Source organism: Pseudoalteromonas nanhaiensis, from assembly GCF_051235485.1.
Lineage (GTDB): Bacteria > Pseudomonadota > Gammaproteobacteria > Enterobacterales > Alteromonadaceae > Pseudoalteromonas > Pseudoalteromonas lipolytica_C.
Genome location: NZ_JBPNYQ010000024.1, coordinates 34,842 through 52,535 on the forward strand (window position 1 = coordinate 34,842; position 17,694 = coordinate 52,535).

At 42.4% G+C, this 17,694-nt stretch carries 17 protein-coding genes; 7 read left to right on the forward strand and 10 right to left on the reverse strand.

Features of this window, described 5'->3' with window-relative positions; all coding sequences use genetic code 11:
- The first annotated feature begins 70 nt into the window (after positions 1-70).
- The 3 genes from ACSFVZ_RS17030 (at position 71) to ACSFVZ_RS17040 (ending at position 2,814) form a co-directional block, all read left to right on the forward strand.
- Positions 71-724 carry an endonuclease gene (locus ACSFVZ_RS17030; protein WP_235382592.1) on the forward strand — a complete coding sequence of 218 codons (654 nt, stop codon included), beginning with the start codon at positions 71-73 and terminating at the stop codon, positions 722-724.
- 100 nt (positions 725-824) lie between these two features.
- On the forward strand, positions 825-2,450 hold the full coding sequence (locus tag ACSFVZ_RS17035; RefSeq protein WP_435559283.1) for a S41 family peptidase: 1,626 nt from the start codon (positions 825-827) through the stop codon (positions 2,448-2,450).
- Complete coding sequence (locus ACSFVZ_RS17040) at positions 2,440-2,814, forward strand: hypothetical protein (protein WP_138558517.1); 375 nt, start codon at positions 2,440-2,442, stop codon at positions 2,812-2,814. The genes ACSFVZ_RS17035 and ACSFVZ_RS17040 overlap by 11 nt, the downstream gene beginning before the upstream one ends.
- Positions 2,815-2,853: 39 nt before the next feature.
- On the opposite strand, the gene hmpA is transcribed toward ACSFVZ_RS17040, so the two are convergent.
- On the reverse strand, positions 2,854-4,017 hold the full coding sequence (hmpA, locus tag ACSFVZ_RS17045) for an NO-inducible flavohemoprotein (protein ID WP_435559284.1): 1,164 nt from the start codon (positions 4,015-4,017) through the stop codon (positions 2,854-2,856).
- A gap of 20 nt (positions 4,018-4,037) precedes the next feature.
- Positions 4,038-5,270 (reverse strand): NnrS family protein, encoded by a 1,233-nt coding sequence (locus ACSFVZ_RS17050; protein WP_435559285.1) that lies wholly within the window; start codon positions 5,268-5,270, stop codon positions 4,038-4,040.
- Between the two features lie 156 nt (positions 5,271-5,426).
- Between ACSFVZ_RS17050 and norR the strand changes: the two genes are divergently transcribed.
- Positions 5,427-6,989, forward strand: coding sequence for a nitric oxide reductase transcriptional regulator NorR (gene norR / locus ACSFVZ_RS17055; protein ID WP_435559286.1), 1,563 nt, complete (start codon positions 5,427-5,429; stop codon positions 6,987-6,989).
- Here norR and ACSFVZ_RS17060 read toward each other — a convergent pair.
- The gene (locus tag ACSFVZ_RS17060) at positions 6,986-7,879 is read right to left on the reverse strand and encodes a LysR family transcriptional regulator (protein ID WP_135922924.1); all 894 of its coding nucleotides are present in this window, start codon (positions 7,877-7,879) and stop codon (positions 6,986-6,988) included. The two genes, norR and ACSFVZ_RS17060, sit on opposite strands and share 4 nt — an antisense overlap.
- 114 nt (positions 7,880-7,993) lie before the next feature.
- On the opposite strand from ACSFVZ_RS17060, the gene ACSFVZ_RS17065 reads away from it, so the two are divergent.
- Positions 7,994-8,563 carry an NADPH-dependent FMN reductase gene (locus ACSFVZ_RS17065; RefSeq protein WP_295509196.1) on the forward strand — a complete coding sequence of 190 codons (570 nt, stop codon included), beginning with the start codon at positions 7,994-7,996 and terminating at the stop codon, positions 8,561-8,563.
- A 268-nt stretch (positions 8,564-8,831) separates the two neighbouring features.
- Here the strand turns inward: ACSFVZ_RS17065 and ACSFVZ_RS17070 are convergent, their stop codons facing one another.
- A complete protein-coding gene (locus ACSFVZ_RS17070; RefSeq protein WP_138558511.1) occupies positions 8,832-9,278 on the reverse strand; it encodes a tellurite resistance TerB family protein in 447 nt (148 codons plus the stop codon).
- Between the two features lie 175 nt (positions 9,279-9,453).
- On the opposite strand from ACSFVZ_RS17070, the gene ACSFVZ_RS17075 reads away from it, so the two are divergent.
- A complete protein-coding gene (locus ACSFVZ_RS17075) occupies positions 9,454-9,771 on the forward strand; it encodes a hypothetical protein (RefSeq protein ID WP_421967724.1) in 318 nt (105 codons plus the stop codon).
- A 2-nt stretch (positions 9,772-9,773) separates the two neighbouring features.
- Here ACSFVZ_RS17075 and ACSFVZ_RS17080 read toward each other — a convergent pair whose 3' ends face one another.
- The 6 genes from ACSFVZ_RS17080 to fabR all read right to left on the reverse strand — a co-directional run bounded on the left by ACSFVZ_RS17080 (position 9,774) and on the right by fabR (position 16,435).
- The gene (locus ACSFVZ_RS17080; RefSeq protein ID WP_253039432.1) at positions 9,774-10,367 is read right to left on the reverse strand and encodes a hypothetical protein; all 594 of its coding nucleotides are present in this window, start codon (positions 10,365-10,367) and stop codon (positions 9,774-9,776) included.
- Between the two features lie 400 nt (positions 10,368-10,767).
- Positions 10,768-11,367: a 3-isopropylmalate dehydratase small subunit gene (gene leuD / locus ACSFVZ_RS17085; protein ID WP_138558509.1), complete on the reverse strand. Its 600-nt coding sequence runs from the start codon at positions 11,365-11,367 to the stop codon at positions 10,768-10,770.
- A complete protein-coding gene (gene leuC / locus ACSFVZ_RS17090) occupies positions 11,367-12,767 on the reverse strand; it encodes a 3-isopropylmalate dehydratase large subunit (RefSeq protein WP_435559287.1) in 1,401 nt (466 codons plus the stop codon). Before leuC ends, leuD begins: the two co-directional genes overlap by 1 nt.
- A gap of 58 nt (positions 12,768-12,825) precedes the next feature.
- Positions 12,826-13,902 (reverse strand): 3-isopropylmalate dehydrogenase, encoded by a 1,077-nt coding sequence (gene leuB, locus ACSFVZ_RS17095; RefSeq protein ID WP_062568366.1) that lies wholly within the window; start codon positions 13,900-13,902, stop codon positions 12,826-12,828.
- Positions 13,899-15,446: a 2-isopropylmalate synthase gene (gene leuA, locus ACSFVZ_RS17100; protein ID WP_063702502.1), complete on the reverse strand. Its 1,548-nt coding sequence runs from the start codon at positions 15,444-15,446 to the stop codon at positions 13,899-13,901. Before leuA ends, leuB begins: the two co-directional genes overlap by 4 nt.
- A 371-nt stretch (positions 15,447-15,817) precedes the next feature.
- Positions 15,818-16,435 (reverse strand): HTH-type transcriptional repressor FabR, encoded by a 618-nt coding sequence (fabR, locus tag ACSFVZ_RS17105; protein WP_135922932.1) that lies wholly within the window; start codon positions 16,433-16,435, stop codon positions 15,818-15,820.
- A 115-nt stretch (positions 16,436-16,550) separates the two neighbouring features.
- On the opposite strand from fabR, the gene ACSFVZ_RS17110 reads away from it, so the two are divergent.
- Complete coding sequence (locus ACSFVZ_RS17110; RefSeq protein ID WP_135922933.1) at positions 16,551-17,684, forward strand: acyl-CoA desaturase; 1,134 nt, start codon at positions 16,551-16,553, stop codon at positions 17,682-17,684.
- Positions 17,685-17,694: the final 10 nt, after the last annotated feature.

The following is a 17,694-nucleotide window of genomic DNA, read 5'->3' on the forward strand; positions in this document are numbered from 1 at the left end:
TTGAAAAACTTTTCCTTTTAGAATAGTCACTCTAAAATGAGCTTTCCTGTAGTTCACTGATGTGATGGATATGCGTTTATTTCTCTACTTTACCCTTTGTTTAATAATCAATTTCTCTGTAAATGCAGAGCAATTTTCAAGCTTTTCTAGTGCCAAAAAGCACTTAATAAAAACCCTACCAGACAATAGTAAAAGCCTTTACTGTGGATGTGACATAAAACGCCAAGGTAAGAAACTCGTACCAGATCCTAATGGATGTGGCTATATACCTCGAAATGCAATGACACGTTCAGGCAAAGAAAATGTTCGCGCAAAACGAATTGAGTGGGAGCACATAGTACCTGCGTGGGAATTTGGCCATCAGTTACAATGTTGGCAGAACGGCGGACGCAAAAATTGCCGAAAAGTCAGCGAAAAATTCCGAAAAATGGAAGCTGATATCAATAATCTGGCACCTGCAATAGGTGAAATCAACGCTGATCGCTCTAATTTTCGCTATGGAATGGTCACATCCCATAGTCCTAAATACGGTGCTTGTCCTATTAAAATAGATTTTAAGCAACGGGTGTTTGAGCCTCCTATTTATGCACGAAAACGTATTGCTGATGCCTATTTCTACATGCAGCAAACCTACGGATTAAAAATTTCAGATAAACAACGACAGCTATTCGAGGCATGGCAACGACTTGAAGTGGCTCAAGTAAATGACCGTAAAGCACTCTAGTTTAGAGCAATAATGTTCATAAAAAAGGGGCGGCTATCTATTGCTATGGGCTATAGTTATTGATACGTTTTAAGCAAATATTTACAGGAAAGTAATTCATATGTTTAATTGTAATAAACTTGCTCTAGCGGTGTTTCTGGCAGTGTCTGGCTTCTCTTTAACAGGATGCGGAGGAGGAAGTGGCTCGTCTGATAGTACAACTAATCCGCCACCGCCAACAACTTCTGAGCCATCTTGGACGGCAGGAGTTTTCGCCCCATCAAGTGAATTTAAAAACCAATGTGCGGTTCCTCGAACAGGCAATGACCCTTACAATAATAATAGACCTTACCCAGATACTGCTGGCAGTGAGTTTACAGAAAAAATGTGGTTACGTTCATGGAGTGATGAAACTTACCTTTGGTACGATGAGATTGAAGATAACGACCCAGACAACTTCAACTCTGTCGCCGCTTATTTTGCGCAATTAAAAACATATCAAACAACTGACTCAGGGGCATATAAAGATAACTTCCACTTCAGTCGCCCAACCGAAGAGTACTATAAAGAAGCACAATCAGGCGTGGTTTCTGGCTACGGTATTAACTGGGCATTTTTAAGCAATGTCCCCCCTCGTGAATTACGTATTGCTTATTTAGAAGATGATTCACCAGCTAAAAATGTCGGATTACAGCGCGGTGATACTATTTTAATGGTCGACGGCGTTAGTATTAACACTAATACCCAAGAAGGCGTAGATATTTTAAATGAAGCGCTTTTTGGACCAACAGCGGGGGATTCGCATAACTTTGTTGTGCGCAGTAACGATGGCAGTGAAAAATCATTCACACTTGTAGCGGGCAATATCGCGCAAACACCTGTTCAGAATGTTAATACCATCACTACCGCCAATGGTACAAAAATCGGCTATATGCAATTTAATAGTTTTATTAGTATTGCTCAACCAGAGCTGATAAGCGCTGTTAACAAGTTTAAAAGCGATAACATTGACGAGCTAGTAATTGACTTTAGGTATAATGGTGGCGGCTTATTAGCGTTATCATCTCAGCTTGCTTACATGGTTGCCGGCCCAGCTAATACTGATGACTATTACTACTATCAAACCATCAAAAACGACAAGCAACCACAAGAGGCTCCTTACCCATTTATTGACCGTGAAATAGATTACTCTACATTTCAAACAACCAATAGCAGACTTCCTGATCTCAACTTATCTAAAGTATATGTACTAAGTACAGCAGGAACTTGTTCTGCGTCAGAAGCGTTTATAAATGGTTTAAAAGGTATAGATGCAGAAGTCATACTTATTGGTGATACGACCTGCGGCAAGCCTTATGGCTTTACACCCACTCATAATTGCGCCACTACTTACTACACTATCCAATTCTCTGGAGCTAATGATAAAGGCTTTGGGGAATATGCGGACGGTTTTAAACCAACTCCTTCACCTCAGTTTGATGCAGATGTTAAAGGCTGCGTAGTTGCTGATGATTTTGATAACAAACTAGGTGATACACAAGAACGCTTATTTTCAACAGCAATACATCATATTGAGAATGGCAGCTGTCCTATTGTTGTACAAACAAATAGCATCAAACAACCAAGCTTTGCCTCTCAAGCAGAACAAGCCAGTGGAATCCCACTTTCTTATAAACAACCGCTTTATAAGGAAAACATGGACTTAACACGTCCATCACCGGCTAAGGACGACAACAATGAACAATAAAGCACTTTTCACTTGCGCACTATTAGTGAGTTTAACGGGCTGTAAAAGCACCCAAGCAGAGGAGCCACAAAACGCCACGTTAACGCGCGTAAATCCTGGCGTAATCACTGAAATACAACAAGCGATTCAATCAGCTAAAGGGGGCCCATTGGTTACTTTAGCTGATAATGTGTTTACTAAAAGTGCTGAACTATTGATAGATCATGGAACAAATAAAGGGCCCGATGGATTGCCAATTATGGGGGCGCATAGTATCCCTTCAGAAAAATTTGTGCTGCAAAAAATGGGTGAACAGTGTTTGCTCTATTACCCAAAAAAAGAGCTGCGAGTACCACTACCAAATGTAGAATGTGAAGCAGAATAGACAATAAAGGCGCAGTGACCCACTGGGCCTTTCGTTGTTTTATAACTGTTGATGAGGGCCAAACACCTCATAATGAATTCGCTCACTTGCAACCCCTAAACTAAGTAGCTGCTCTTTTATCATTGCCATAAATGCGATTGGACCACACAGGTAAAAATCACCTTTACTAATTGGTAAGCTAGCAGCAATGTGATTTACATCCATCAAACCCGCAAAATCTCCCCCCTTGCCATCTTTAAACCAAGTAACACAATGTAATGAAGCGTGCGCTTGCTGTTGTTTTAATAAATACTCTTTAAAAGCAAACTGCGTCTCACTGTCACAAGCATGCAGGTAATGAATTGGCTGGTTATGTTGATTACTTAATAATGTCTCGAGCATGGCCATCATTGGGGTTTGACCAACACCTGCCGAAATCAACACGACAGGAAAATCAATTTCGCGAAGCACAAAGTCTCCCGCGGGTGGGTAAACCTCTACCTCATCTCCCTCTGTTAAGCTATGTAAGTAATTAGATACTAAGCCTTCTTTTTTCACGCTAATTCGATAATTTCGACCGTTACTTTGTTGCGACAATGAGTATTGCCTAACTTGAGTTAAGTCGCTGTTTACTGGCGTAACTTTTATCCCTAAATATTGGCCCGGTAAATACGCCACAACAGGTTTTGCATCGACAGGTGTTAATGTAAAACTACATATTTGCGCTGATTCCATCCGTTTTTCTGTAATGGTGAAAGTACGGGTACCAAACCAGCCTCCCGGCGCCTTTTTGGTCGTTTGGTATAACGCCATCTCTTCGGTGATACATACATCCGCTAATAAAGAATAAGCTTCACGCCACGCGTACTCGACCTCAGGGGTAAATTGCTCAGGCAGCAACTCTTTTAAAGTCGCAATCAAATGCCCACCAACAATAGGGTAATGCTCTGGCAAAATATGATAGCTGGTGTGTTTGTGATTAATGCGCGCAAGCGCTCCTTTTAACACTGCCAAGTTATCAATATTTGCAGCATAGGCCGCCAAAGCATTAAACAACGCGAATTGCTGAGTGCCCGATTGCTGATGTGTCATATTAAAAATATTTTTAAGCTCTGGGTTGTAGCTAAACATACGATCATAAAAATATTCCGTAACTTGAGGTCCTGCCTGTGCAAGCAAAGGCAAAGTACTTTTAACAATCTGGATCGTTTTTTCAGATAACATAGTTTTTCCTATTGGAGAGATTAACCGCGGCGACCATCAACACGACGATTGACTAAAATGGGCGCACAATGAAATAAAAATAAGCTAAAGCCAGCAATCCAAAGCAACGCACTTAACTGCCATGCAAGGTGATGACCTAAATAAACGGGAAGTAACGAACGTACAATGGCAGCTAACGCAATGAGTAAAAATGCCAAACTAATAAACGCAGGGGCTTGTAATATGCGCCCTGTGTGACCGTGAGAGACACGTATCATCATGGCGATGATCATTAAACCGATGGTGCCAACAGTGATCAGATGAAGCGCGTCTTTGAATAAGATAATAGGGCTGAAATAACTGAGCGCGATAAGCACAAAACCAACCGATAAAGCCCAATAAGCCAAGTGTAATGACCATAGCAAAGGCACTTTTAAAATCCCTTTATGCCACCACACAACACACCGAGCACCATGTAAACAAGCAAGCCAAGCAAAAACCCAACCAGTACTCATTGCGCTAAAAAATAGCTGACTCATAAAGAACCATGCAATGGCGAACAATGAGCTAAATAGGACTAATTTATCGAGCTTGGGGGTTCTAACTTGTTCGCTTAAGTTAAGACCGCGCGCGGTAAAAAATGGCACAACTCGCCCAGCCACAACACCAACCAGCAGCGTCATGATAAGTACGCCAGTATCAACAACCCCCAGTGCCAGCGACATTTTATTAAGCACAACTAAACTCAAAAAAATCACATTGAGTGCACAGAGCAAAGATGCGATGACAATAAATAAATAGTTATGGCGGCTTTTCGCCTGTATCAGCATGTCAGCTAAAATAACAATTCCAGCCAGCCACCAAACGAGTTGTAATGCACTTACAATATAAAGGTTTAGCTGCTCGTACCCTGCAATATCAATAAAAAAACTAAGTCGTGCAGCAAGCCAAATTATGCTCAGCAAACAGAGCTTAATGCCACTTACACTCGCCACACCTGTCCAAGTTTGTGCAGCGGTGAGCAAAAAGCCCATAGCAACGACCCCTGCAAAGCCAAACAGCATTTCGTGGGCATGCCAAAGTGTTGCGGGCATTGTTAGATGCCACTGTGCATAACCCGCTAAGACTAAAAACCAGTAACTCATTGCAAACACAGCTAAGGCACCCGCTGCCAAGAAAAAAGGCCGAAATGCTAATGCCCATAACGGCCACTGGCTGAGTTGATAAAATTTGATTTTAGCTGGCATAGGTTCAGTTAAATTAATGACTTTCATTAGTGCTCTCAGGGTTTAATTTCCCTAGCTATTGCACAGTTCAAGCCAAAAATAAAAACCATTAAATATCAGGCAATTAAACTTTAACGCTTGATAAAAAAGTCAAAATGACACACCATTAAAAGCATCAAAAACACACATTCAGGTCAAATTGACATGGCACTCAAAAAATCCCTTCTTGATGTTGCTCTTGCCCTTACCAAGGCAAGCAGAGTTGATCACAATTTCAGTTATTTGTTGAGTTGCATTAATGATTGGCTTGAATGTGATGCCGTTGCCTTGTTATTGAAACAAGGTGATGTGTTAAAGCCCGTAGCCCAGCATGGATTGTCGGACGATACGTTAGGAAGGCGCTTTAAAATAGCAGAGCATCCTCGCTTATTTGAAATATGCCGTGGCAGTGAGCCGCTTAAATTTGCCAAAGATTGTGGCCTACCCGATCCCTACGATGGTTTATTACAAAGCCAGCATGGAGACTTTCCTGTTCATGCCTGCATGGGCGTGCCGCTGCTGAGCAGCAAAGATAACAACGAACTATTGGGTGTTTTGACCTTTGATAGTTTAGATGAACATGCCTTTGACGCTTTAGCAGTGAACGAGCTCAATCAACTAAAACAGCTAGCAGCAGGCTATGTTGAGCATGCCCTAACCTTGCAGCATCTTATGCAACACGCACAGCACAGCCATCAAGTTGCACAACAGCTTAATCTTGAAGCGCTAACACGAGAAGGTGTCGAAATTATTGGCAATAGCCAAGCAATGCAGACCCTTAAAAATGATATCCAGCTCGTAGCTGCCTCAGAATTTAGCGTATTGATACAAGGCGACACAGGCGTCGGTAAAGAGCTGGTTGCACGCAATATCCATTTAAACTCAAAACGCCGTGATATGCCGTTGATCCACTTAAACTGCGCATCATTACCAGAGAACTTAGCCGAAAGTGAATTTTTTGGTCATAGTAAAGGCGCGTTTACTGGCGCACATACTGCGCGTCAGGGTAAGTTTCAACTTGCCGATGGCGGCACGCTATTTTTAGATGAAATCGGCGAGCTTCCGCTTGCTATGCAAAGTAAGCTATTGCGCGTTTTACAAAGTGGTGAAGTACAAACGGTGGGAGAAGACCAAAGCCGTTATGTCGATGTTAGAGTGATTGCAGCAACCAACCGAAACTTAAAACAAGAAGTCGCTGCAGGACGCTTTCGTGCAGACCTTTATCACCGATTAAGCGTCTACCCATTGCATGTTGCACCATTAAAAGAGCGCGACAACGATGTTATTTTACTGGCAGGCTTTTTTGTTGAACAAACGTCTAAAAAACTAGGGATTAAACAACTTAAGCTAAGTAGCGATACACAATTACTGCTGCGCCAATATAATTGGCCGGGCAATGTGAGAGAGCTTGAACATGTGATCAGCCGCGCAGCACTCAAAGCCAAGCAACAGCAATGGCAACAAAGCATTGTCACTATTGAGCCTGAGCATTGTGATATTGCTAAAACAGCGGTTGCAACACCAAGTCCAATTGCTGTTAACGAACAAAAAACCGCTCGCTTATCGCTGAAAGAGGCAACCGATGCGTTTAGTTATCAGTTGATTATGCAACAGCTTGAACTACACAACCTCAACTGGGCAGCCACAGCACGCAGCTTAAGCGTTGATAGAGCCAACCTTGTGCGCCTAGCCAAACGGCTAGGCATTAGCGTTAAAAAGTCTGTTTAAGCTTTTAACGCTTTAAAATACGCTTTTAAAAGCTGACTAAATGCTTGTACTTTGGCTGTGCGATGCACCAAGTGATGTGTCACCAGCCAAAGATCTGTTGGCCAGTTTAGCTCTTTAGGAAGTACTGGAAGCAGATCAGGGTATTGGCTTGCCACTTCATGCTGTAGACCACCAATTCCTAAGCCTCTGACAATCGCCCGTGTTGCTTCTGATGTTTCAGACACCCTTAACTTAATTTGCGCCGGCTCAATGTGCTGATCTACCCATGCAAAATAAGGCACTTTACCGTTATAGCCAGCCACCCCAGATACAAAACTATGCTGCTGCAACTGCTGAAGGTTTTTTGGCATACCATACTTTTCAATATAGCTCTTAGAAGCATAAAATCCTGATGAAAGCTCAGCTAAATGCTGGGCAATATAGTCACCTTCGTCAGGGCGAGGGCCCGCTCGCACAGCAATATGCGCTTGACCGTGGTCAAGACGTAAACGGTTTTGATCAAGAATAACTTCGAGTTGCACTTGCGGGTGCAAACTTTGAAACTGCTCACACACATCGCTCAGCACATCAATAAAACCACTGACCGTAGTTAATAATAAACTGCCTCGCAGTTGGCTATCTGCAGCAACAATATCGTTATGAAGCTTTTCAAGTTCAGCGTTAATCGATTTCGCAGTCGCAAACAACTTAGCGCCAATTTCTGTCACTGTATAACCCCGAGCATGACGGTGAAATAACCGCGCATCAAGGTTATCTTCTAAATTGTTGATTCTTCTAAGCACTGTGCTGTGATGAACACCTAACGATTCGGCAGCAGCGGTTAACGTGCCGAGCCTTGCCACTTCAAAAGCGACTTTTACATCTTGCCAATCATCAAATTGAATCGCCATAACGGCTCCTTGTGTGCATATACGCACATAAGTTTTGCGTTTATTTGGCTTTTCTGCAAGCTGTTTTTTGCTAAAGTGAGCATATCAACAGTGAAGCTTAAAAAGGAAGCCATCATGACAGCACCTAAAATTATTGCCCTAGCAGGCAGCCTACGTAAAGACAGCTTTAATCAAAAACTGATTAATGAAGCTGCACGCTTCGCCCTCGAAAGTGGTGCTGAAGTAGAAGTGATTAAATTAAGCGATTTAAACTTACCTTTATTTGATGAAGATATTGAAGCGCAAGGTACACCTGCTGGCGCACAATTATTAAAAGATAAGCTTCGCGCAGCTGATGGCATTTTACTAGCAAGCCCAGAATATAATGGTTCAATTACAGCGCCACTTAAAAACGCAATCGATTGGGCATCTCGTACAGAGCAAGGTGCAGTACCTGCATTTCGCAATAAAGTTACAGCACTTTATGCAGCTTCGCCGGGTGGCTTAGGTGGCTTACGTGGTTTAAATCACGTACGTGATATTTTATCGGGTATTGGTAGTTTAGTGCTTGCCGATCAACTCGCAGTACCTGCTATCCACACTAAATTAGATGAGCAAGGCCGCATAAGCGATGCTGATACAGCCGAAAAAGTTGCTAGCCTTGCCCAGCAACTTGTCAGCGTAGCGAGCAAATTAAATAAGTAATATAAGGGCGTGTTGACCTTTTATGATTAATTTTGCAGCAGTGTGTTTGGTATTTAGGCAAGGCAGAGCCTATGTAGTGTGGTTGTTCCACATAAATAGGCGATAACGCAGTATCAATGCCAAACACGCGCTGCCCTTCGGGTTCTTCCTAGGGACGATTAACTCTTTGTTGCTCGATTTTTACTTAGCCCACTAGGTTACAAATCTCGCGCCGCGATAAAATCGCCCCTAGAGTGAACAAATTTTAATCCACAAAGGTCAACACGCCCTAGCTTAGCTTTGTCGCTGCTAACTTAGCAGCGATAAAGTCTTCATGGGTAACATACAGTAAGCTTGCGACGCGGCGAATAACCATTTCTTCATGCTTATCTAAATTGCCATCAGCGTAGGCCAAACGCCACAACAGCTCGATAATATCAATACGTTGCTCGGCACTGCACTGAGCATTAATTTGCTTAGAAAACTGAAAGTAATCAATAGCATCATCTAAGCTTTGTGAAGCACCTTCAATAAGCTCTTCAACAGCTTCATCCGTTAAAGAAAAATATTTTTTTAAGGTCTCATTCAGGGTCTGTTGCTCATCATCCTGTAATTCATCATCGGCACGCATAACCTCAATTAACAGCGCAGCAACAGCAGTTTTGAGATCATGCTCACTGATACTAGATTGCGACTCACTCATAGTTGAAAAAAGTTGTTTTATTTTGTTGAGCATCACATTTGTCCCCTATGGGTGTTAGACTACGTATAAGACATTACGTTACCTTAGTTTGACTATGGATGCTAATTCAGGTTCAACATCATTATGAAACAAGGTTTTAATCACATGGAGTTAAGTGTTTATGAGTGAAGTGAGAAGTACACCAGCACTATTAATTAGCGCCTTTTTAATGTTAGTGGTTTGCAGTAATGCGCACGCAGCAAAAGACGAAACAGAAAAGCTCTACGACTTCGACGAAAAGGTGCACTACTATCAAACCAAACTAGCAGATGGCCGCTATCATCTAGAAATTCAATCGGATGATTACGCACACTTCAAAAACCAAAGCGTTTTTTTATTACGTCACGCAAGTCGGCTCTGTAAAGATGAACCGTTTATGTTAAGAGTGACTGATGGGGTGCAGGAGTATGAACGTTTTCCAACTAAACCACGTGCCTATCAGCCACCTTTAACGGTTGTTTTGCAATGTGAAGACGAAGCTAAATAGTACTAGTCTTCATATCCCCATGGTGCGCTTGGCGGCGTAATAGGTTTAGTTAAATCAAAATCAACGCGAAACTCACGTCCTTCACGTACTAAGCGATACGTAAATTGCTTTGGATAAATATACATTTGCCACGTGTTACCCATTGATTGGGGAATACCTTGGCTTGCAAACAATTCTTTTGAATATTGATCAGCCGGGAATGACTGCGCATTAGCAAACCCCGCATCAAGGGTATGACCACCATACATGGTTGATTTGTCATCGCTGCCATCTTCATGGCGATGATCATGCTTTAAACTAAGTCCACTGCCCGTTTTTGTGATGATCCAAGTACGAGATGCATCATCACCCACATGAAATGGCACTTGTAACTCACGCTCGTTACAACGACGTACATGCATTACTAACTTTTTGCCCGCAAACGAGCTAGGGCCTGCAGCGTTATCAACGCTCACTTTACCTTCGTAAGCTTTACCGCAATGGGCCGCAATGTTATCAAAAAAGCCGTCATGGCTTGGAATTGACACTAACGGCGCAGGTCGTGCAGCCGCTACTGATGATGCTGCTACGAGTATCGATGCCACTAAGTATTTCATGGTGTGCTCCTTTATTTGAATTATAATGTCGCTAGCCTAGCCTGCCCCTAAGCAGAAAGGAAATAAATTAGCTAAACAACCTAAAACCATCTGGTGAGCACGCTCATATACCGCCAACAAATTGCAATATAAAACAACCGCTAAAAATGACTGCGCTCATACAAAACAACTAAACCATTAATTCTTAAAAGGATTTAAACACATGAGTATCATTTGCAGAAATAACACAGACAATTTAAACAGCTGAGTTATTTTATTTTGACTACTAGACTAATAAAGAGTGCCAATCACCAAAAGCAAAGCTTCTATCAATCATAACCTTACATAGTTATTGGCTAAAATGTTCCCAAAAATAAAAACGCGGCTCTCGCCGCGTTTAAGTTCCACATGTAAAACCTACTTATTGCCAAGGACGCTCAGCTTTAAGTTGCTGCTCAAAGGCATCGATTTGACTGTTAAGTGTTTCAGTCACACCGATAAAGTCTAAGCCGCTTAATAAGCGCTCTTTAATATCATGGCGAATATCAAAGTGAATAGTGTCAAACTTATCGCTACGAAGTTGTTGGTTTTCTAAATCAACTTCAATATGAATATCATCATGCTGTTCACTCAGTACAAATAATTGCTCAAGTGTTTGTGCCGGTAATGCGATAGCAAGCATTTGATTATTGCCGCAGTTATTAAAGAAAATATCGGCAAAGCTTTCCGCTAAAATAACTTCAAAACCATATTGCTTTAATGCCCATGGCGCGTGCTCACGCGATGAACCACAACCAAAATTGTCTCGAGTTAAAAGAATTTGCGCACCTTGGTAACAAGGGCGATTCAAAATAAACTCAGGGTTTGGCTCACCGTTATCTAAATAACGCCAATCGTAAAAAAGTGCCGCATCAAAACCATCACGGCTGGTCGACGTTAAAAATTGCTTTGGAATTATTTGGTCAGTATCAACATTGTTTTTATCTAACGGGGCCATTAAGCCACTAAAAAATACGCTCATTAGGCTTCTCCTCTGATATCAACAAAACGACCATGAATTGCCGCTGCCGCAGCCATTGCTGGGCTCACTAAGTGCGTGCGTCCACCGCGACCTTGGCGACCTTCAAAGTTACGATTTGAAGTAGATGCACAGCGTTTACCTGCTTCTAATCTGTCATCATTCATTGCTAAGCACATTGAACAACCCGGCTCACGCCATTCAAAACCAGCCGCTTTGAAGATATCAGCAAGGCCTTCGTCTTCGGCTTGTTTTTTAACAAGACCAGAACCTGGAACAATCAGAGCTTCAACACCCGCTGCAACTTGCTTGCCTTCTACAATCTGCGCAGCAGCACGTAAATCTTCAATACGGCTATTTGTACATGAGCCAATAAATACGGTATCAACAGTCGCTGAAGATAATTTATCACCCGCTTTTAAGCCCATATATTTTAGTGCGCTACGAATTGCATCAGCTTTGATTAGATCTGGTTCTTGCTCAGGATCAGGAATACATTCATCTACGCCAATCACTTGCTCAGGGCTGGTACCCCAAGTAATTTGCGGTTGAATGTCAGCAGCCTCCAATTCAACAACATGATCAAACTCTGCGCCATCATCAGTTTTTAGTGTTTGCCAGTAGGCAACGGCACTATCAAAGTCAGCACCTTGTGGTGCGAATGGGCGACCTTTTAAATAATCATAAGTTGTTTGATCTGGTGCGATTAACCCCGCTTTTGCGCCCATTTCAATACTCATATTACATAGCGTCATGCGCGCTTCCATAGACAGCGCTTCGATTCCTTCACCACAAAATTCAGCAACATAGCCAGTTCCACCCGCAGTGCCTAATTTACCGATCACCGCCATGATTAAATCTTTAGCAGTAACAGTTGGACGTAGGCGACCATTTATTTGAATTTTTAACGACTTGGCTTTTTTCTGCTGTAGCGTTTGAGTTGCAAGAACGTGCTCAACTTCTGAAGTACCTATACCGTGCGCTAGTGCACCAAATGCACCATGAGTAGAGGTATGGCTATCACCACACACTATGGTTGTGCCCGGTAAAGTAATGCCCTGCTCAGGCCCCATTACATGCACAATACCTTGATTAATCGAATTTAAATCATAAAGTTGAATACCAAACTCTTTACAGTTTGCATCCAGTGCCATTAATTGATTTTTCGACACTTCACTCGCAGCATCTAATGAGCGGCTTTTTGTTGAAACGTTATGGTCCATGGTCGCAAAGGTTTTTTCTGGGCAACGTACTCTGCGGTTTTTCTCACGTAAACCAGCAAAGGCTTGCGGCGATGTAACTTCATGAACTAGGTGACGGTCGATATAAAGTAAATCGGTTTGATCATTAATGCTGGCGACTACATGAGCTTGCCAGATTTTATCGTATAAGGTTTGGGCCACTTGCTATTCCCTCATTTTAGTTACGCTGAGTGACGAGCTCAGCGCAAACAATTTTTAATTAAATACGTGCCACAATTGCCGCAGCAACATCACTGGTGGTATACCCTGCATTTGGGTAGATATCTGGCGTACCAACACCGGCTTCAACTGCTTCTGCTACCGCTTTTTCAATGGTACGAGCCGCTTCATCTTGACCTAGTGAGTAGCGCAGCATAAGCGCAGCACTTAAAATTTGTGCGATAGGGTTTGCCACCCCTTTACCTGCGATATCAGGTGCTGAGCCACCAGCTGGCTCATACAAACCAAAGCCAGACTGATTCAAACTTGCTGATGGTAATAAGCCCATAGAACCTGTGATCATCGCGCACTCATCTGACAAAATGTCGCCAAATAAGTTATCGCAAAGTAGTACATCAAACTGGCTTGGCTGTTTTACTAATTGCATCGCCGCGTTATCAACATAAATGTAGTCAAGGCTCACTTCTGGGTAGTCTTTACTCACTTCAGTGACCACTTCACGCCAAAGTACACTTGACGCTAACACATTCGCTTTATCAACCGAAGTAACGTGATTGCTACGCAGCTTAGCGGCTTCAAATGCAAAGCGGGCGATGCGCTCAATTTCTTTACGTGAGTATGTTTGGGTATCGAAAGCGGCTTCTTGCTCCCCTTCGCCACTGCGGCCTTTTTCACCGAAATAAATACCACCGGTTAACTCGCGCACACATAAGATATCAAAGCCTTGTGCGCTGATATCTGCACGCAGCGGTGATGCAGCACTTAGTGCTGGTAATAATTGTGCTGGGCGTAAATTACAGAACAAACCAAAGTGCTTACGAAGTGGCAACAACGAAGCTCGTTCAGGTTGCTCGTTCGGTGGTAAGTTTTCCCACTTAGGACCACCTACCGAGCCAAATAAAATCGCATCGGCATTTTCACAAGCACTAAGAGTGCTTTGCGGCAGTGCCTGACCAAACTCATCAATGGCAGCACCACCAATCGCGTGGTGATGACGAGTCAATGTAAAACCAAACTTTTCGCTTACAGCATCCAAGACGGTTTCTGCTGCTGCCATAACTTCTGGACCAATCCCGTCGCCTGCTAATACTGCGATACTGTAATTCGATTGACTCATCCTGCTTTCCTCTGTTGTTTTAAATCAGACACTTTTTGTGCACGATAAATTAAGTTATAAACGCGGATCATGGCGCGTACCGACGCTTCAACCACATCCGCTGCAATGCCCGCGCCGTGATAAGGGCGGCCATCGTATTTAGCGATAATATTCACTTGCCCTAGTGAGCTGGCACCTTGGCCTGTTGCTTCTAGGTTGTATTCAATCATTTCGACCGACATACCCGTTAAGCGCTCAATTGCTAAGAATGATGCTTCAACAGGACCATTACCCGTTGCTGCCTCTTGCTTAGACTCGCCATCAATTGTCATGCCGATTGTTGAGCTCGCCACTGATTGCGAGTTAGACGTAGAGTTAACAAACTCAAGTTGGTACTTCTCGTCTTTATCTTTGATTTGATTAAAGTAAATCATCGCTTCTAAGTCGTAGTCATACACAGTGCCTTTTTGGTCTGCTAATGCTAAGAAACTTTCATACAAGCTATCCATATCATAATCAGATTTTTGATAGCCTAACTCTTCTAAACGATGCTCAATAACATGACGACCTGAACGCGAGGTCATGTTTAATTGGTTATTTGGTACACCGACACTTTCTGGCGACATAATTTCGTAAGTGTTTTGCGCTTTTAATACGCCGTCTTGGTGGATTCCTGAGCTATGTGCAAAGGCATTTTCACCAACAATTGCTTTGTTTGGCTGCACTGGCATATTACAAATCTTCGCGACTTGGCGCGAAGCACGGTATATTTCTTCACTGCGAATATCGGTATGCACTTTTAAGTGGTCTTCACGCATCTTCATGATCATCGCCACTTCTTCAAGCGAGCAGTTACCTGCACGCTCACCAATACCATTAATAGTACATTCGATTTGGCGAGCACCGGCTTGTACCGCAGCAATTGAGTTAGCAACCGCTAAGCCTAAATCGTTATGGCAATGCACACTTAAACGCGCCTTGTCGATATTTGGCACATTGTTCATTAAGTGATGGATCATCGCAGCGTATTCGTCTGGCGTTACATAACCTACGGTGTCAGGTAAGTTGATAGTTGATGCACCCGCATCAATAGCACTTTCAACGATACGACATAAATCCCAATGCGGTGTGCGGCCAGCATCTTCACAAGAAAATTCAACGTCATCCGTATAGTTACGCGCAAGTTTAATCGACTTAACAGCCATCGCTGTTGCATCGTCTAAGCTCATACGTAATTTGTGTTCAAGGTGTAATGGGCTGGTTGCGATAAAAGTATGGATACGGCCTTGCTCTGCCGGGCGAAGTGCTTCACCACAGGCTTCTATGTCTTTTGCTACAGCGCGAGCTAAACCACAAATAATTGGCCCTTTCACTTCAGTCGCAATTCGCTGTACAGAGCGAAAATCTGCCGGGCTTGATACCGGAAAACCTACTTCCATTACATCCACATTTAAGCGGCTAATGGTATGCGCAAGTTGAATTTTGTCGTCTTCGGTTAGGCTTGCTTTTAATGCTTGCTCACCATCACGTAACGTTGTGTCAAAAATCCAAACCTTATCTTTCATAAAACTGTCCTCGTTCCCAATGACCCATTAGCGAGATAAAAAAAACCCCGCGTTTGCGGGGTTTTTTAATGTTCTACAAATGCAAATACACTAAGCCCCGCTCACTGATTTAAGCAGTAAGAGGTTTAGTTTTAATGTAATTAAACGAATCATTTGCATTGTATTTATCTAAATGTGTGTTCAGTGAGCTGTATTTTTAACATTCAAAAAACCAGCTTGCAAGCATAATTTTTTCAAAAATCACATTTTTATTTACACAAAATAGAAAAAACAAACCTAAAGAATCATTGAAAATGAATATAATATCCAAAACTAATGAGAACGGCGTTTAAATATTCGTTCAGCAATCACTGTATTGTTTAGATTAACTTTTAAGATTGATGGTTATCACGTACATACAAAGTTGCACCGCGGGCAATATAACGTAATTGCCAGATCAGTCGCTCTACTAATTCTTCACGTTGCTGGCCTTCGATATCTAACGCTTCAGCACCTGCATTAAAAACGAGCGTAACCATGGCTTCTGCTTGAATATAAGCATGAGTCGCATCGCAAGGAGTTTCGCTTTCAAGATAATGGGCAAGCTCTAAAATAAAGTGTTTAATTTCGCGTGCTACTGCAGCACGAAATGCTTTTGAAGTGCCAGAGCGCTCACGTAATAACAGCCTAAATTGGTTACTTGAATTATCTATAAACTCCATAAAAGTCACTATGGAAGTACTTATAACGCTGCCACCACTGGCGATTCGGCGACGAGCTTGACGCATTAGTTGACGTAACGTTAATCCGGCTTCATCAACCATTGTTAAACCAAGTTCATTCATATCTTTAAAGTGGCGATAAAAAGAGGTTGGCGCTATCCCTGCTTCACGGGCAACTTCACGTAAGCTTAGGTTTGAAAAACTATGATCTGCACTTAGTTGATTAAATGCAGCTTCAATTAGTGCTTGTCGTGTTTTTTGTTTCTGTTGTGCCCTAACACCCGACATGGAAACTCCCAGCGTGAACTTTTAATGATTTTCGGTTAATGAGACAGTCTAATACTTGACGCGAAGAGTTTGAAATACTATTTTAGCGTACAGTTGTACGCCGAGATTAATTTAGATGAAAAAACCACCTATTATTTGGACTAACGTCCTCTTTTTTAGCCTGACATTTTTAGCCGCGATCACTCTTGTACCTTGGTATGGTCTGACTTACGGTTTTACCAGTACACACTGGATCGCATTTGTTGGCTGTATGTTTTATGCAGGACTATCGATTACTGCAGGTTATCACCGCTTATGGGCGCACAAAGCATATGATGTTCACCCAGTTATTGAAGTGATTTTTGCCTTTGGTGGCGCATTTGCATTACAAAACAGTGCGTTGCACTGGAGTAGCGATCACCGTATTCACCATGGTCAAGTTGATGATCCAATCAAAGACCCTTACGCTGCAACAAATGGCTTTTGGTATAGCCACATTGGTTGGATGCTGCGCGATTATCAAGGTGAAGAATACAGTAACTACAACAACTGCCGTGACTTACAAAAAAATAAAGTAGTAATGTGGCAACATCGTCATTATATGAAATTAGTTATTGCGACTAATTTTGGTATTCCTTTATTGCTAGGTTTAATGCTTGGCGATGTATGGGGTATGTTATTACTAGCCGGTTTACTGCGTTTAGTATTAAGCCAGCACTTTACTTTTTTCATTAACTCAGTTGCGCATATTTGGGGTTCTCGCCCTTACACCGAAAAAAACACGGCACGTGATAATGGCTTTTTAGCATTATTCACCTACGGTGAAGGCTACCATAACTTCCACCATATTTTTGCTAGTGACTATCGCAATGGCATTAAGTGGTATCACTATGATCCTACGAAGTGGATGATCCGCTCATTAGCAGCGCTAGGCCTGGCTTCAAAACTAAAACGCACCCCTGTGGAACGTATTGAAAAAGCCAAAGCCGAAACCTTAATGAATAAAACCCAAGTTCGCCTTGCAAAATTGCCTTTAGCGCAAGATAAGCTTACATTACTACAATCTGAATATGATTTATTGCTGAAGAAGTTGCAGCATTTTTGTGCCTTGCAAAAACGCGTGTTAGACATCAAGAAAAGCAAAATGATGAAACAATGCGAAAAATCAGCATTAATGACACAATATCACGAGCTTGAAGCCGCTTGGGAAAACCAAAAGCAGGCTTGGCTTGCACTAAATGCGAGGTTGTTAAAAGCCTCTTTTAGTTAACATAGGAGCG

Coding starts and splice junctions, on each gene's coding strand:
- hmpA (WP_435559284.1), bottom strand. CDS start 4,017: ATGTTATCTGAAAAAACGATCCAGATTGTTAAAAGTACTTTGCCTTTG.
- leuB (WP_062568366.1), bottom strand. CDS start 13,902: ATGAGTCAATCGAATTACAGTATCGCAGTATTAGCAGGCGACGGGATT.
- leuD (WP_138558509.1), bottom strand. CDS start 11,367: ATGAGCGTATTTTTTAGTGGCTTAATGGCCCCGTTAGATAAAAACAAT.
- ACSFVZ_RS17070 (WP_138558511.1), bottom strand. CDS start 9,278: ATGCTCAACAAAATAAAACAACTTTTTTCAACTATGAGTGAGTCGCAA.
- ACSFVZ_RS17035 (WP_435559283.1), top strand. CDS start 825: ATGTTTAATTGTAATAAACTTGCTCTAGCGGTGTTTCTGGCAGTGTCT.
- leuA (WP_063702502.1), bottom strand. CDS start 15,446: ATGAAAGATAAGGTTTGGATTTTTGACACAACGTTACGTGATGGTGAG.
- fabR (WP_135922932.1), bottom strand. CDS start 16,435: ATGTCGGGTGTTAGGGCACAACAGAAACAAAAAACACGACAAGCACTA.
- ACSFVZ_RS17080 (WP_253039432.1), bottom strand. CDS start 10,367: ATGAAATACTTAGTGGCATCGATACTCGTAGCAGCATCATCAGTAGCG.
- norR (WP_435559286.1), top strand. CDS start 5,427: ATGGCACTCAAAAAATCCCTTCTTGATGTTGCTCTTGCCCTTACCAAG.
- ACSFVZ_RS17110 (WP_135922933.1), top strand. CDS start 16,551: ATGAAAAAACCACCTATTATTTGGACTAACGTCCTCTTTTTTAGCCTG.
- ACSFVZ_RS17065 (WP_295509196.1), top strand. CDS start 7,994: ATGACAGCACCTAAAATTATTGCCCTAGCAGGCAGCCTACGTAAAGAC.
- ACSFVZ_RS17060 (WP_135922924.1), bottom strand. CDS start 7,879: ATGGCGATTCAATTTGATGATTGGCAAGATGTAAAAGTCGCTTTTGAA.
- ACSFVZ_RS17040 (WP_138558517.1), top strand. CDS start 2,440: ATGAACAATAAAGCACTTTTCACTTGCGCACTATTAGTGAGTTTAACG.
- ACSFVZ_RS17075 (WP_421967724.1), top strand. CDS start 9,454: ATGTTAGTGGTTTGCAGTAATGCGCACGCAGCAAAAGACGAAACAGAA.
- ACSFVZ_RS17030 (WP_235382592.1), top strand. CDS start 71: ATGCGTTTATTTCTCTACTTTACCCTTTGTTTAATAATCAATTTCTCT.
- ACSFVZ_RS17050 (WP_435559285.1), bottom strand. CDS start 5,270: ATGAAAGTCATTAATTTAACTGAACCTATGCCAGCTAAAATCAAATTT.